At 54.9% G+C, this 13853-nt stretch carries 14 protein-coding genes; 7 read left to right on the top strand and 7 right to left on the bottom strand.

The annotated features are described in order from the left end of the window. Positions 1–20: 20 nt before the first annotated feature. Complete coding sequence (locus AAIE02_RS09145) at positions 21–749, bottom strand: carbon-nitrogen hydrolase family protein (RefSeq protein WP_336982382.1); 729 nt, start codon at positions 747–749, stop codon at positions 21–23. Positions 750–878: 129 nt separating this feature from the next. After that, on the bottom strand, positions 879–1109 hold the full coding sequence (locus AAIE02_RS09140) for a DNA polymerase III subunit theta (protein ID WP_008453979.1): 231 nt from the start codon (positions 1107–1109) through the stop codon (positions 879–881). A 141-nt stretch (positions 1110–1250) separates the two neighbouring features. Between AAIE02_RS09140 and yobA the strand changes: the two genes are divergently transcribed. From yobA to AAIE02_RS09110, 6 genes are all read left to right on the top strand, one after another. Continuing rightward, positions 1251–1625: a CopC domain-containing protein YobA gene (gene yobA / locus AAIE02_RS09135; protein ID WP_008453980.1), complete on the top strand. Its 375-nt coding sequence runs from the start codon at positions 1251–1253 to the stop codon at positions 1623–1625. 5 nt (positions 1626–1630) lie between these two features. Then, complete coding sequence (gene copD, locus AAIE02_RS09130; RefSeq protein ID WP_008453981.1) at positions 1631–2506, top strand: copper homeostasis membrane protein CopD; 876 nt, start codon at positions 1631–1633, stop codon at positions 2504–2506. Between the two features lie 28 nt (positions 2507–2534). Continuing rightward, the gene (locus AAIE02_RS09125) at positions 2535–2879 is read left to right on the top strand and encodes a YebY family protein (protein WP_008453983.1); all 345 of its coding nucleotides are present in this window, start codon (positions 2535–2537) and stop codon (positions 2877–2879) included. A 540-nt stretch (positions 2880–3419) separates the two neighbouring features. Then, a complete protein-coding gene (locus tag AAIE02_RS09120) occupies positions 3420–4916 on the top strand; it encodes a SulP family inorganic anion transporter (protein WP_336982380.1) in 1497 nt (498 codons plus the stop codon). A gap of 255 nt (positions 4917–5171) precedes the next feature. Next, entirely contained in the window at positions 5172–6419 is a 1248-nt protein-coding gene (locus AAIE02_RS09115) for an MFS transporter (protein ID WP_498532404.1), read from the top strand. A 14-nt stretch (positions 6420–6433) separates the two neighbouring features. Next, positions 6434–6967, top strand: coding sequence for a GNAT family N-acetyltransferase (locus tag AAIE02_RS09110; RefSeq protein ID WP_498532403.1), 534 nt, complete (start codon positions 6434–6436; stop codon positions 6965–6967). Positions 6968–6984: 17 nt separating this feature from the next. Here AAIE02_RS09110 and AAIE02_RS09105 read toward each other — a convergent pair whose 3' ends face one another. The 5 genes from AAIE02_RS09105 to yebS all read right to left on the bottom strand — a co-directional run bounded on the left by AAIE02_RS09105 (position 6985) and on the right by yebS (position 13134). Then, positions 6985–7176 (bottom strand): YdfD/YebW family protein, encoded by a 192-nt coding sequence (locus tag AAIE02_RS09105; RefSeq protein WP_498532402.1) that lies wholly within the window; start codon positions 7174–7176, stop codon positions 6985–6987. Between the two features lie 239 nt (positions 7177–7415). Then, positions 7416–7655, bottom strand: a complete 240-nt coding sequence (locus AAIE02_RS09100) for a YebV family protein (RefSeq protein ID WP_008453991.1) — start codon at positions 7653–7655, stop codon at positions 7416–7418. Positions 7656–7760: 105 nt separating this feature from the next. Next, positions 7761–9209, bottom strand: coding sequence for a 16S rRNA (cytosine(1407)-C(5))-methyltransferase RsmF (gene rsmF, locus AAIE02_RS09095; RefSeq protein WP_498532401.1), 1449 nt, complete (start codon positions 9207–9209; stop codon positions 7761–7763). 78 nt (positions 9210–9287) lie between these two features. After that, complete coding sequence (locus AAIE02_RS09090) at positions 9288–11921, bottom strand: PqiB family protein (RefSeq protein ID WP_336708196.1); 2634 nt, start codon at positions 11919–11921, stop codon at positions 9288–9290. After that, complete coding sequence (gene yebS, locus AAIE02_RS09085; protein WP_008453998.1) at positions 11890–13134, bottom strand: membrane integrity lipid transport subunit YebS; 1245 nt, start codon at positions 13132–13134, stop codon at positions 11890–11892. Before yebS ends, AAIE02_RS09090 begins: the two co-directional genes overlap by 32 nt. A gap of 146 nt (positions 13135–13280) precedes the next feature. On the opposite strand from yebS, the gene AAIE02_RS09080 reads away from it, so the two are divergent. Then, entirely contained in the window at positions 13281–13769 is a 489-nt protein-coding gene (locus tag AAIE02_RS09080; RefSeq protein ID WP_166873085.1) for a free L-methionine (R)-S-oxide reductase MsrC, read from the top strand. Positions 13770–13853: the final 84 nt, after the last annotated feature.

The following is a 13853-nucleotide window of genomic DNA, read 5'->3' as shown; positions in this document are numbered from 1 at the left end:
CGTAAACAGGCCTCAGGCGACTAGCGTAAAGGAATGACCTCGCCGTGCCAACCTCTCTCATCCCGGCGGCCAATCGCCAGCAATTCACCCTGGTCGGCCCTGACGACTAGCTGGCCTAAATTATCCCAACATGCGCTGCGCCCAGCGGAGCGAAGTTCTGCCCCGGACCAGGCGTAATTGGCCTGCAAAATGGTGAGTCCATATTTGTGCGCCCAGCGTTGCATATACATCTCATCTTGCTGGTAGCTTAGTTCTGTCATTGCGGCGCCGGTGGCGTAAAGATCGGCGCCGATATCAGCTGCGCTTCGGGGCCAGGCTTCATCATCGCTTTGGGCGCAAACGGCCAGGGCAATATTGCGGGAACGTTGCCCCAAAAGTGGTGCGACGGGGGGTTGAGCATTTACATCGATAGCCGTTGCGGGACGTTTGCAACAGGCGATACGCGATCCATCCGGCAGAAAACCTACCATACCGGCGGCGCTATGCGCCTCGTCACTGAGCGACATGCCGACGATCACGGTCATATGGTAGCTGCGAGCAGCCTCGCTGAGCGGGTCGAACAGCGGATCGGTAAACGCCGGAGGATGGTTGTCGGGGCTTAATCCGGATAAAGAGAGATGAGGGAAAACCAGAAGATCGATGCCTTCTTCGGCGGCACAGCGAATGAAATCGAGATGGTGGTCGATGTTGGCCTGATAACTTCCGGCAACGGCACCGTATTGCGCAGCGGCAACATTCCAGCGTGGCATAGGTTCTTCCTTAATCTTTCATCCAACGATTGCGTCCTGCAATCGTGAGGGATGAGCCAAAGCTTGTGGTCAACTGAACAAGGAAGAGAGTAGCACTAGTTTTGAATCAAAGAGAAAATTCTTAATTTTTTATTTTTGCTTCGGTTCATACGGCAAACGGGAAAGATTCACCGAGGCCAGACGATAGGCAATCAGCTTTTCACGGAACCAGGTCCGCAGATGTTCAGGTTGCTCACGCTCCACCATTTCAGCCACTACGGGCATGTTATAGCGCTCTTTGAACGCCACGCCGGCAGCGGCAAGGTCGACGTTAACTTTATCCATTTCTTCCTGGGGTAAATCGGCGAGATTGTAGCTCATCATATCCTCCTGCAATGTCAGCGCAGAAGTTACTGTTTTGCGCCCTGGATGACAAGCAACAATAGCTTTTCCCGTCTCGACTTGGTATTAACGCGGGGGTATCCTTGCCGCCTCGACACATAACAAAAAGGAATAGTTAATATGGCGTTCATCTCCTCCCGCATCGCAACCGTGGCGGCATTTGTCACTGCTATGGCCGTTTCTCCAGCCGTGTTTGCACACGCGCACCTTAAGCAGCAGTCTCCGGCAGCAGATTCCGCCGTGACAGCATCGCCGCAGTCGCTGACCCTGAGCTTCTCTGAAGGGGTGGAGCCTGGCTTCAGCGGCGTGACCGTGACCGGCCCGCAGAAATCTGCCGTGAAGACCGGGAAAGTGAAGGTTGCTGAGACCGACAACAAACAGCTGATTGTGCCGGTTGAAGAAGCCCTGAAACCGGGTGATTACTCCGTGGACTGGCATGTTGTGTCGGTCGACGGGCACAAAACCAAAGGTAACTATCACTTCTCCGTGAAGTAATCGCCATGCTGTCGGCGTTTTACATCGCGCTGCGTTTTATCCATTTCACTGCCTTGATGGTGCTGCTTGGCAGCGCCATCTGCTGTTCGCTCCTTGCCCCGCAGCAGTTTAAACCCGTGCTTGTGCGTCGCCTCAGGGCGCAGTGGCGGCCTGCCGTCTGGCTGTCGCTCATTAGCGCCTGTCTGTTATTCATGGCTCAGGCCGGGCAAATGGGTGACGGCTGGCGCGATACTCTTTCGCCGGATGTCTGGCAGGCGGTGCTGACGACTCGCTTTGGTTCCGTCTGGATATGGCAGCTATTGCTGGGCCTGGCCACGCTGGCCGCTGTGCTGATCGCTCCCCGGGCAATGCCGGGGTTATTGCTGCTGTTAGCCGCGGCGCAGCTAATTATGCTGGCTGGCGTCGGGCATGCCGCAATGCACGACGGCGCGCTCGGTGTCTTTCAGCGGATGAACCATGCGATTCATCTTCTGAGCGCGGCCTGGTGGGTGGGAGGCCTGCTGCCTTTGCTGGTTTGTATGTATATGGCGCATAAGCCGCGCTGGCGTACTCCGGCGATTACGGCAATGATGCGTTTTTCGCGCTACGGGCATCTTGCAGTGGCTGCGGTACTGGTGACCGGCGTGGTGAATAGCTTGCTTATCCTCGGCTGGGCGCTGCCGCTGGAAAGTGGTTATGTTCGATTGCTGGCGCTGAAGGTTGTGCTGGTGCTAGTGATGGTTATGCTGGCGCTGATCAACCGCTATATACTGGTGCCGCGTTTCGACGCTGTTCAAGCCGATGCTCAGCGGAGATTTATTCAGCTTACGTGGCTGGAAGTGATTCTATCGGTAGCGATACTGCTGCTTGTCAGCATCTATGCTACCTGGGAGCCGTTCTGACGGCGCAAACTGGTTATATGAGAGATTCATGAAAAAGAGCATTTTGACTTTACTGCTGCTGGCCTGCGCGAGTTCTGCGCTGGCTGCCCCGCAAATTATCACCGTGAGTCGGTTTGAGGTGGGTAAAGACAAATGGGCGTTCAACCGTGAAGAGGTGATGTTGAGCTGCAGAGCGGGGAATGCGTTGTTTGCCATCAACCCAAGTACGCTGATGCAGTACCCGCTGAACGCCATTGCCGAGCAGCAGATCAAGAGCGGTAAAACGAGCGGGCAGCCCATCAGCGTTATTCAGGTGGACGACCCGCAGCATCCTGGCCAGAAGATGAGTCTCGAACCCTTCATTGAGCGCGCGCAAAAGCTTTGCGGTGAATAAAAAACACGCATTTCCTGGCATAAAAAAACAGCAATAGCCTCAACGGGATATTGCTGTTTTTGCATAAATAGTCACCTTTATTGCGCCTTTTTTCTGACCACTTTTGTTGCGGACTGGAAAACCTGCGCCGGTAATCTATTCTTAAGAGGCAAGGCGATTTAGCCTGCATTAATGCCAACTTTTAGCGCACGGCTCTCTCCCAAGAGCCATTTCCCTGGACCGAATACAGGAATCGTATTCGGTCTTTTTTTATTCGGGAATCCGCCAGCTTGCTTGCGCGTAAAGCGTTTCCCATAACGCTTCGACCTGGCCTGTGCGCTAAAACCATACCACACCTTGATAGCTTGCCGTCCAGCGTTTTTTGCTCAATTTGTTAATTATTTGTTGCGCAAACGTGGGGGCCGGGTCGGTGAGTCTTTCGGACTAGTGACGCATGTCACAAAAATTCGCATCACTGCCGCGACAACGCTACACTTTCGGCCTCACTGACTGCATTCCATGAGAAATGCGGCGTTCCTGACAATAAGCCTGCATCCGACTATGACAAATCAAACCGAGCTTGCCGCTCAACATGCGCGTGAGAATAGCCTGCGCGCCGTGCTTCGCTCCCCTCGACTCATCCAGCGCGAACTGCTGGCCGGAGTCGTCACCGCGCTGGCCCTGATCCCCGAAGTGATCTCCTTTTCCCTGATCGCGGGCGTGGATCCGAAGGTCAGCCTGATTGCCTCGATCGTGCTTTGTTTTGCTATGTCGATTCTGGGGGGCCGCCCGGCAATGGTCACTGCGGCGGCCGGTTCGGTAGCGCTGGTGATTGCCCCGATGGTTCATCAATATGGGGTGGGTTATATCCTGCCTGCGGTGGTGCTGGCGGGCGGGATCCAGATCCTGTTCGGCCTAAGCGGGCTGGCGCGAATGATGCGCTATATCCCGCTTTCGGTAATGACCGGATTTGTGAATGCGCTGGGTATTCTTATTTTCTTTGCTCAGGTGCCTCATGTCTGGGGGCAATCGCCGCTGGTTTGGGGCCTGTTCGTCGTGACGCTCGCCGTCGTTTTAATGTTGCCGAGACTGCTTAAATCTGTGCCTTCGCCGCTGGTGGCGATTGTTCTGGTGACCGGCCTGAGTATTGCCCTGGGATGGGTAATGCCCACGGTAGGCGACAGCGGGCCGATGAAAGCCGGTTTGCCCGGGTTAACGGAACTGATAGTGCCACTTAACGTTGAGACGCTGCGCATTATCTGGCCCTGCGCGCTGAGCATCGCTTTTGTTGGCTTGATGGAGTCCTTGCTAACGGCCAAGCTGGTGGACGATCTCACCGATACACCTTCCAGCAAGCGGCGCGAATGCTGGGGACTGGGCGTGTCGAATATCTTCGCCGGTTTTTATGGCGGCATCGCGGGCTGCGCCATGATTGGGCAAACCATTGTCAACGTTGAGCTGGGAAGAGGGCGTACGCGGCTGTCTACCGTGGCGGCTGCGCTGGTGCTATTGCTGCTGGTCACCGTGCTGAGTGAAGTGATGGCAAAAATTCCGATGGTGGTGCTGGCTGGGATCATGATGATTGTGGCGGTGAAAACGCTGAACTGGCATAGCCTCTCTCCAGTTACGCTTCGCCGAATGCCGGTGCCGGAAACGCTGGTGATGCTCACGACCGTCGCTATAACGGTTTATACCGATAACCTCGCGCTTGGCGTTTTGGGCGGCGTTATCTTCGCTATGATGTTGTTTGCTCGCCGTATTGCACATGTGGTGCGTGCTGAGCGGCAGCTGGCAGCGGACGGGAGCGAAGTGACTTACCGGGTTCGTGGGCCGCTGTTCTTTGCCAGCAGCAACGACCTGGTCGAGCATTTTCACTATGCTGACGACCCGGCACGGGTGGTGATCGATCTGACTCAGGCTCAAATTTGGGATGCCTCCACCGTTGCCGTATTAGATGCCATTGAAACGCGCTATCAGCGTTATCAGGCGCAGGTCGAAATTGTTGGCCTGGACACCCACAGCGCCGATTTCCATCAGCGCCTGAGCGGTAAACTTTAACCGTTTTGCCGGCGGCGTTCAGCTGCCGGCTCTCCCCAATCATTCCCAGCACGAAATGCCATTTTTTGAGCGGCAGGTCACAATTTTCCACTACTTTCCGCTGCCCGGCTGATGGTTTAAACGACAAGCTGGGGAAATAAACATTTCAGTAACATTTACGTTGCCAGCCAATAAGGAATAACTTATTACTATTTAACCGCTTACTCAGCGTAAGCGGCCCCGCCTCCACTATAACGATAATTAACAGGATACTTTATGACGACAAACGATGCCGTCCGTGAGGACGCTGCGCTCGGTTTTTGGCCGACGGTCAAAACCTTCCCGTCGACGGTGATTGCGCTGCTGCTTTTTACCCTGGTGATTCGCTTTAGCTATTTTATGGCCTGGCCGTTTATGACGGTGATCATGACCCGTAATTATCATCTTTCGCCCATCTCTGTAGGCGTGGCGATGACCAGCAGTGCGCTTCTGGCGGTGGTGCTGGGAATGTATGGCGGGCAGCTGTCGGATAAATTAGGCCGCCGGGGCGTGCTTTCCCTCGGCTGTGCGCTGTCGTTTGTTGGCTATGCACTGCTTGGGCTGGCCACGGGAATGGCGTTATTTATCATTGGGCTAATGATTGTTGGCGTCTGTTTCGCGTGGGTAGAGCCGCCGACGCGTGCCTTGATGAGTGACTTACTGGGCGACCGACGTCGTCGCGCTCTGGCTCTGCAGATTCGCTATTATTTGGTGAATGTGGCAGCGGTCACCGGGCCACTGGTCGGCATTGCTTTCGGGCTGACTTCGCAGAAAGGGACATTCGTAATCACGGCTGTGAGCTATTTGCCGCTGCTTATTTACACCTTATTGTTTATTCCTGCAGGCAAGCTGGTTGCCAAAGACAGCGAACATAAACCCGGGGTCAGATTACGCGACGTTATGCTAATCATCGCCCGGGACAAACTGTTCGTTGCGGCGCTGCTGTGCAGCACGTTATGCGCTGTGGTTTTCGTACATTATGAATCCGTGGTGCCGCTTTATTTACTGACGCTGGACGCTGAGGCAGCCGTAAAGTTAATCACGCTGATTCTGGTGTCGAACGCCTGTACGGTGCTTATTGCCCAGCTTTTTCTGGTTCGCTTTTTGGCTCAAGTTAGCTTGTCTAACCGTATTTTGCTGGGGGGCGCTATCTTTGCGCTGTCACAGCTTTTGTTCTGGTCCGTCCGTACGCCGGATGCGCTGTTGTGGGTGAGCGTGACGGTTATTTTCAGCATCGGCGAGGCCATTCTGATGCCGAACCTGAATATTCTGCTGGATCAGCTGGCACCAGATGAGCACCGCGGTGCGTACCTGGGAGCATCGACCCTGACGACGTTAGGCATAGCGCTTGGGCCGCTGATTGGCGGCGTTATGCTAACCCTGACCGGTGCGGGTGTGTTTTTGGGTACCATGCTGTTTAGCCTGCTGCTGTGCGCTATCATTTACGCCTGCAAATCAGGCCTTAAACAACGACTACAAGAGTAATACTGAGCGGAGCCATGATGATTACTGAAGCCCCACGTCTTGAAACGGAACGCCTTATCCTGCGCCATTTTACGCTGGACGACTATGAGGCGCTGGTTGCCTGTTGGTCTGACCCGGAGATGGTAAAGTTTATCGGCGGCGGAAAACCGCAGGACGGCGAAATGAGCTGGGCGCGATTGATGCGCTATATCGGTCACTGGCAGGCGCTGGGCTACGGTTACTGGGCGTTGTTTGAAAAACAGAGTGGGCGATTCGTAGGGGCGTTTGGTTTCCAGGACGCTAAACGAAATCTTAGCCCGGCTTTGGCACACCCGGAGGCGGGCTGGACGCTTATTCCTGCGGTACACGGTAAAGGCTATGCGGCGGAGGCGCTCAGCGCAGTGTTAAGTTGGGCGGATGACAATTTCAGCGAGCCGGTATGCTGCATCATTGATGACGATAATCAGCGTTCTATTGGTCTGGCAGAGCGCTTCGGCTTTACTTTCCAGCACTACGTTGAATACCACGGGAAGCAAATACGCATGTTCCTTCGCCCGAACAAGCGCTAATCTTCACCTGGCCCTGCTCAGAGGTCGCTGTACTCCTGGGCAGGCCGCCAGAATCCATCGATAAACTCTTCCAGCGGGTAACAGCCGCCGTGGCGCATACGCTGTTCGCTCATCGCACTCAGACATTGCCGTTCGCTGGTGAAGACTTCCAGCACCAGATCGTCACAGCCGCCGTCCAGGTAACAAACAAATAAAACCAAAGCAAACATTAGCGCCTCTAAACCGCTTCGTTTGGTTTAAGTGTAGGGGAGCCAAAGGGAGTGGGGGAAATAATTAATCCGTCCCGTGGACGGAGAAAGTGCTGGCAAAAATCATTGATGTAAAAACGGCACTTGGGTCTAACAAAAGCAATGAATGATGTTCTCTGGTCTACTCCAAACAGCTGAAAACCACGTTTTTGGCTGTTTGTCATCTATATAACCCGTCTCAGGGACGGGTTCATCTTGAATTATGCAAGGCGCATAACCCAGGCATCGCGCTGCCGATCGTAATGCTGCAGGTAAAGTACGGAATGTTCGCCGTCCAGCACGGCGGGAATAGAGGTTGCCCCATCCCATGCATCCAGCTGCATGCACAGGTCTGGATCGGACTTGCAGGGAATGCTTAACGTTCGATCCCCCTGTTGTTCACCGTGTAATTCGGCATCATCGATCTCGAAGATGCCGATCCGAACGTTGGTCTTTGTCATCTTTGGCTCCTTGTTATCCGCAGCAGGTGGTATGACCAGTTGGTCACTCCAATTTCAGCGTAGTCAAGGCAGCACAAATTGCCAACTCAAAAAGTGCTTATTTTTTTAGCCAGCCTGCGGGGCGGCGAAAAGCTTGCCGTCGCGTACTAATTCCCTTGGGTAGCTGTTCTTCAGGCGTGAGCCAACTTTACGCGCCAGGCCGAGCGGCTGCCCCTGAAAAGTGACAATCACTTCATCTCGTGACGGTGTCACTTCTGGGTAGATATCCCGCCCACGGTACCACTCCTCGGCTTCGGTCTCGCTCAGCGGGAAGCAAAGCGGGTTGTCACTTTTGACCAGAGAAACCACGGCTTCATGCTGCCAGCGGAAGCCTTTGTTGTGCTGTTCGGCGAGCTTGAGGCCAATGCGAGAGAAACGCACTTTCCCGATAAGCGGTTCAATCTCACTCGGAAACAGCCAGATCTCTTTGTCGCGCTGCCATAGATTCAGCTCATCGCCCCAGATAAGGCCCGATTTTGCCGCCGCGGCGGTTAGTTCGGCTGCGGCTTTGCCTTTCATCGGCGCGAAGGGGAATTTCCCTACTTTATAGCCCGGGGCCGGCAGCGGTTCGATAGAGGCCGTTTTGCGCAAACGGGCAACGAAAAAGCCTTCGCAGTCGTAAATCTGTGGGAACACGTGCAGGAAACCTTCCGGCGTGAGCGCGCGTGCTGCTTCCGGGAAAAGCTCGTCAAGGGGGGCAATGTCTACCGCGTCCGGCCAGGTATCCAGCAGCCACTGGCAGACATCCTGGTTTTCCTGGCGATTCAGCGTACAGGTCGAGTAGACCAGAGTCCCGCCGGGGCGGAGCGCATGAAAAGCACTCTCAATCAATTCACGCTGTGTGCCGGCAATTTCGGCCGTGCTTTCAGGCGACCAGTTGCGCAGTGCATCGGGATCTTTCCTCACCACGCCTTCACCGGAGCAGGGGGCGTCCAGCAGAATGGCGTCGAAGGATTCCGGCAGAGCGGCACCGAATACGCGGCCATCAAAATGCGTCAGCGCTACGTTACTGATCCCACAGCGGCTGATATTGGCATGCAGGACTTTTACCCGGCTGGCGGAATATTCATTGGCAAGAATTGCGCCGGTATTATTCATGCGGGCGGCAATCTGGGTTGTTTTTGATCCTGGCGCTGCGGCGACGTCCATCACTCGCTGCGGCTGGTTGCCGTCGGCAAACAACGCGGCTACGGGCAGCATTGAACTGGCTTCCTGAATATAGAACAGGCCGCTCAAATGCTCTGCGGTGCTGCCCAGCGGCAGGGTTTCTTCATCTTCTCGTTCAATCCAGAAGCCTTCTTCGCACCACGGCACCGGCGTTAAACGCCAGTGATAGGGCGCGACGAGCGTCAGAAAGTCAGCCACGGATATCTTCAGCGTATTGACGCGCAGGCTGCGGCGCAGCGGCTGCTGACAGTATTCGATAAAACTTTCCAGCGTCTGGCCGGCGGGAAGTGCGTCACGAATCGCGTCGAGAAAAGGTTGAGGAAGATAAACGTCAGTAGATTGAGCCATGAAAAACGCCCCTGAAAAAATTAAGGGGCGCAGTTTAACACGGAATTACCCGGGCGACGTACCGCCCGGGCTTACGGTTCAGCGCGGAAGGGCGGTGCCCCACTGACGCCACTCTTTCGGCTCGCTTTCCAGCAGCAGGAAGTGTTTCCCGGCCTCTGCTTTAGGGGAAAGCGGGATCCCCGGCGGCGTCGCAAACGCAATGCCACCGCGAATAAACTGATTAAAGGTTCCGGTTTTCACCACGCCGCCAGTTAAGCCAAAGTCCAGGCTATAGCCGGAAGCCAGCCAGAAGACGGAGTTGTCCCGGACCAAATGCTGGTAACGCTTGCTTATACGCAGGCCCACCATCACGCGGTCAGAGAGATTGCCGAGCGTCATGCCGGTTACCGTACCGACTTCAATCCCGCGGAAGAGAACCGGCGTGCCTATGCTCAGCGAGCCGGCTTCAGGCACTTCCAGCACGATGTTCAGCCCGTCGGAGTAACGAGAGTCGGTGATAGACGCTTCCTGCAGCTCGAAGTCGCGGCGGGGGTCACCTTTACCGGGTTCAACGTTGATGTAAGGCTGGAGGAGGGTATCAAGATGATCGACGCCCGCCGCAGAGATCTGCGGTGTGACAACGGAGAAGCGGGTACCGGCGCGTGCGAAGGTAGACACATACTCAGGGTAAAGTACCGCTTTCGCTTCCACTTCGTTGCGGGATTGCGTCAGGTTCAGCGACTCAAGCTGGCCGATATCAATGCCCAGATAGCGAATTGGCATCCCGGCGGAAAGTTTTCCGGCATCGAAAGTGTGCAGCGTTATCTGGCTGCCCACCGCTCTTGCCGCGGTTTCAGAGGCGTACAGCACGCGTTTCTCACCTTTCACCTGTCCGACGCTGGCACCGCTCATGTTGTCAAAGCTGATGGCCCCTTTGAGTGCACGAGAGAGCGGGGAGGCCTGCACCGTTAGCCCGCTGCCGTTGAGCTGAACTTTCGCGCCACCTTCAGCCCAAAACACGGTGTTTGGCGTCAGCAGCTTGCGGTATTCCGGCTTGATGTGAACATCAATATCAAAGTTCTCGGCGCGAGGGCGGATGGTGATGATTTCGCCCACCTGGAATTTGCGGTACAGCACCACGGAGCCGGTCTGGATATCTGGCAGGCTGGAGGCCGTCAGCGTCAGCGTGGTGGTCGGGATGTCGCTCAGGCTGTTTTCAATCGCTTTTTCCAGGTTGGCATAAAGCGGATAACTGCTTTTCATCTCGCCTTTGCTGCCCGGCAGCACACGTATGCCGCCGTTGACCCATTCGTTGGCACTGGCGCCCAGGAATTCCACTCCGTCCATGCCGAGCTTCACATCAATGCGGCTGTTGACCACGAATTTGCTGTCGCCCTGCAGCAGATGGCGGTATTGCGGTTCAATGGCGACGGAGAACGTGACGCCTTTCGCTGACAGTGCCCGCGCCACCACCTGGCCGATTTGTATCCCGTGCAGGATAATCGGTTGTCCGGCATCAATACCGTAGCTTTCAGGGGCCGTCAGCGAAAGCGTCAATACATTCGGCTGCTGGAGCGGCGTTTGATCGCTGGAGACCACGGTGAAGCGATCCTGCGGTTCGCCGTCACCCGGCACAAGTTCAAAGGTGCTGCCCGTGAGCAACGTGCTGATGCTTGGATTATCCAGCGAGATTTTTGGGCTACGGAGTTCGATGCGCGTGCCGCTACGCATCAGGCTAACCACGCCGGGGTCAACGGTCATTTCCCCTGTGACGGCACCGCCTGGATTGAGGTTTAACTTAGTCAGCGAACCCACCTCCAGCCCCTGATACATTAACTTAGTCGAGCCTGCTTTAAGGCCATCCCCGCTCGGGAGATCGAGGTTAATGATGACGCCGCGCTGGCTGTGCGCCAGGTCTTCGTAAAGGCCGAATTCATCATCCGCTTTGGCCGGTTCTGAATCGTCAGGGGAATCGAAAGCAATAGCCCCATTGACCAGCGCCGCCAGGCTTTCAAGCTGAACTTTGGCCCCACTCAGGCCAACATCGGCCTTTACGCCGGACACATTCCAGAAACGGCTGCCTTTTTTCACCAGGCTGGTAAAGCGGCGATCGATAAGCACGTCGACGGTGACGCCCTGCTTGTTCTTATTGATGGCATAGTCATACACGCGGCCAACCGGAATTTTGCGGAAATAGACCAGCGACCCGCTGTTAAGGGAGCCTAAATCCGGGGCGTGGAGGTGAATCATCAGCTCGCCGTTATCCAGGCGATATTTGGGTTGGGTATCGAGGGCGGTAAAATGGTCACGCGGCTCGCCTTTACCCGGCATCATGCCGATGTAGTTCCCGCCTACCAGGGCATCAAGCCCGGATACTCCAGCGAGGGAAGCCTTCGGCGTTACCAGCCAGAATTGTGTGTCTTCCCGCAGGGCATCCTTCATATCGCTTTTGATGCTGACTTTGACTTCTATTTTACGCAGGTCATCGCTCAGGCTGATGTTTTGCACGGTACCCACTTCAACGCCCTGGTAGCGCACGGGCGTGCGGCCAGCGACTATCCCGTCGGCGGAAATGAAGTCGATGGTTACGGTGTTGCCGCGTTCCTGGTAAGTCGTCCAGATCAGCCAGCCGGCAATCAGTAACGCAATAACAGGTAATAACCAGAAAGGGGAAATCCGGCGTTTCGTTTTAATTCTCGCTTCAGTCGGTGAAGCGGGCGTTTCCTGACTCATGTGCGTCCCAAAGTAGTCGGCTATCCAGCCATTCGACGGCAAGAATAGTTAATATAACCGCCGCGCCAAAGAAGACTGCGGCGGGACCCATCGTAAAAGCTAACAGCTGGTCACGGTTAACCAGTGACATCATCAACGCGATGACAAACAGATCGAGCATAGACCAGCGGCCAATCCAGGTGACAAAGCGCAGCAATAAAATGCGGGTTCGTAATCCCTGCTGGCATTTGAAATGAATACTGATAAGTAGCGTAATTAATACAATAACTTTAGTAAACGGCACCAGGATACTGGCAATAAACACCACGGCAGCGACGGCGATATTGCTGTGCGCCAGGGAAATGATGCCCGAAAGAATGGTGTCTTCCTGGCGTGCCCCGTTCACGTAAATAATAGAAATCGGCAGCAGGTTAGCCGGAAGCAGGAAGATCAGGGAGGCAACCAGTGCTGCCCAGGATTTTTGTAAGCTTTGCTTTCGGCGATGGTACAGCGGGATGTGGCAGCGAGGGCAGCGGCCTCGTTCGTCAGGAACGCCGGTAAAATGGCAGCCGAGGCAAACCCGCAGTTGCGCATTAAAAGCACGAGCCGGGCGCTGGGGGTAAAAACGCTCCCATAGCTGCTCAATGTTCAGGTGGATCATGGTCAACAGGCTCAAGACCACCAGCGCAATAAAAGCGATCAGCCCTGGGCCTGGCTGGATAAACGCATACTCGCGAACCTTAATGCACGCCACGCCAATGCCCACCAGATAGATATCCAGCATCACCCACTCTTTAAGCTTATCCAGCATCAGCAGTACCGGGCGAAGGTTCATGCCGAGAATGTTGCCAAAGCAGAGATAGGCAATAGCCGCGACCAGCGTGGCCGGTGCGCCGACCACGCAAAAGAGCACGACGGCGGCGGTAAGTACGTCTCCCTGGCTTGCCATCTGCCAAATGCCCTGCATAACGTTGGCATCAATACTCGAACCCAGGAGATAGATACGCAGCAGCGGATCGGAAAAGGCGACGGGCATGAGCACCAGCATCGCCACGGCCATCGCCCCCAGGCGCGTCAATGACCAGTCACGGCCATGATGTACTCTTGCATCACAACAGGGGCAGTATGCACTTTGTGTTGATTTAACCTGGGGCAGAGAGAAAAGGGTATCGCATTGGGGACAACGCTGATAACGTGCCTGAGGCAATGCCTGACTGATGGCGTGTATTTTCATTGTGCGTCGTAAGCCGGGAGCGTTGTTATCTGAATGATGCATTTAGCCTATCGTAATTCATAAAATGATACACCTTGTGGCACCGTGCATTTAATGCTTATTTTAATATGCTACAAAGTAAAGTAAGACAACATAACGGTTATTTAATGAACAAAGAACAATTTTACGCGGATCTGAATCGCGATTTTAGTGCGTTAATGGCAGGTGAAACCAGCTTTCTTGCAACACTGGCGAATACCAGTGCGTTGCTCTTTGAGCGCCTTGAAGGCGTCAACTGGGCAGGATTCTACCTTCTCGAAGCCCAAACGCTAGTTCTGGGGCCCTTCCAGGGTAAAATTGCCTGCGTAAGAATCCCTGTCGGCAAGGGCGTATGCGGCACAGCCGTCGCAACAGGCACGATTCAGCGTGTGGAGGATGTGCATGCTTTCGACGGGCACATTGCCTGCGATGCGGCCAGCAATTCGGAAATTGTGCTGCCTCTGACGGTTGACGGCCAGACGATTGGCGTCCTGGATATCGACAGCACCGAGTATGGCCGTTTTTCGGAAGAAGACGAAATGGGTTTAAAAACCTTGATTTCGCGGCTTTCAGACGTGCTGAGCGGCACTGATTTTAAAAAATTCTTCCCTCGATAGCATGATAAGCAACGGATAACGTGGCATTTAGCGATGGCGTCATTATAATGTCGCCTGTTCATGCCTGCGACTTATTGGCAATTC

This window comes from Cedecea sp. Ae19-4 (assembly GCF_059801165.1).
The sequence above is the reverse complement of the archived record's forward strand: the minus strand, read 5'-3'. Positions and strand labels throughout refer to the sequence as shown.

Bases quoted from the DNA above. Each gene is read 5' to 3' on its own strand.
- AAIE02_RS09110 (WP_498532403.1), top strand. From the start codon at position 6,434: ATGATGATTACTGAAGCCCCACGTCTTGAAACGGAACGCCTTATCCTG.
- AAIE02_RS09090 (WP_336708196.1), bottom strand. From the start codon at position 11,921: ATGAGTCAGGAAACGCCCGCTTCACCGACTGAAGCGAGAATTAAAACG.
- AAIE02_RS09080 (WP_166873085.1), top strand. From the start codon at position 13,281: ATGAACAAAGAACAATTTTACGCGGATCTGAATCGCGATTTTAGTGCG.
- AAIE02_RS09100 (WP_008453991.1), bottom strand. From the start codon at position 7,655: ATGACAAAGACCAACGTTCGGATCGGCATCTTCGAGATCGATGATGCC.
- AAIE02_RS09125 (WP_008453983.1), top strand. From the start codon at position 2,535: ATGAAAAAGAGCATTTTGACTTTACTGCTGCTGGCCTGCGCGAGTTCT.
- AAIE02_RS09120 (WP_336982380.1), top strand. From the start codon at position 3,420: ATGACAAATCAAACCGAGCTTGCCGCTCAACATGCGCGTGAGAATAGC.
- rsmF (WP_498532401.1), bottom strand. From the start codon at position 9,209: ATGGCTCAATCTACTGACGTTTATCTTCCTCAACCTTTTCTCGACGCG.
- copD (WP_008453981.1), top strand. From the start codon at position 1,631: ATGCTGTCGGCGTTTTACATCGCGCTGCGTTTTATCCATTTCACTGCC.
- yobA (WP_008453980.1), top strand. From the start codon at position 1,251: ATGGCGTTCATCTCCTCCCGCATCGCAACCGTGGCGGCATTTGTCACT.
- AAIE02_RS09115 (WP_498532404.1), top strand. From the start codon at position 5,172: ATGACGACAAACGATGCCGTCCGTGAGGACGCTGCGCTCGGTTTTTGG.
- AAIE02_RS09145 (WP_336982382.1), bottom strand. From the start codon at position 749: ATGCCACGCTGGAATGTTGCCGCTGCGCAATACGGTGCCGTTGCCGGA.
- AAIE02_RS09140 (WP_008453979.1), bottom strand. From the start codon at position 1,109: ATGAGCTACAATCTCGCCGATTTACCCCAGGAAGAAATGGATAAAGTT.
- yebS (WP_008453998.1), bottom strand. From the start codon at position 13,134: ATGAAAATACACGCCATCAGTCAGGCATTGCCTCAGGCACGTTATCAG.
- AAIE02_RS09105 (WP_498532402.1), bottom strand. From the start codon at position 7,176: ATGTTTGCTTTGGTTTTATTTGTTTGTTACCTGGACGGCGGCTGTGAC.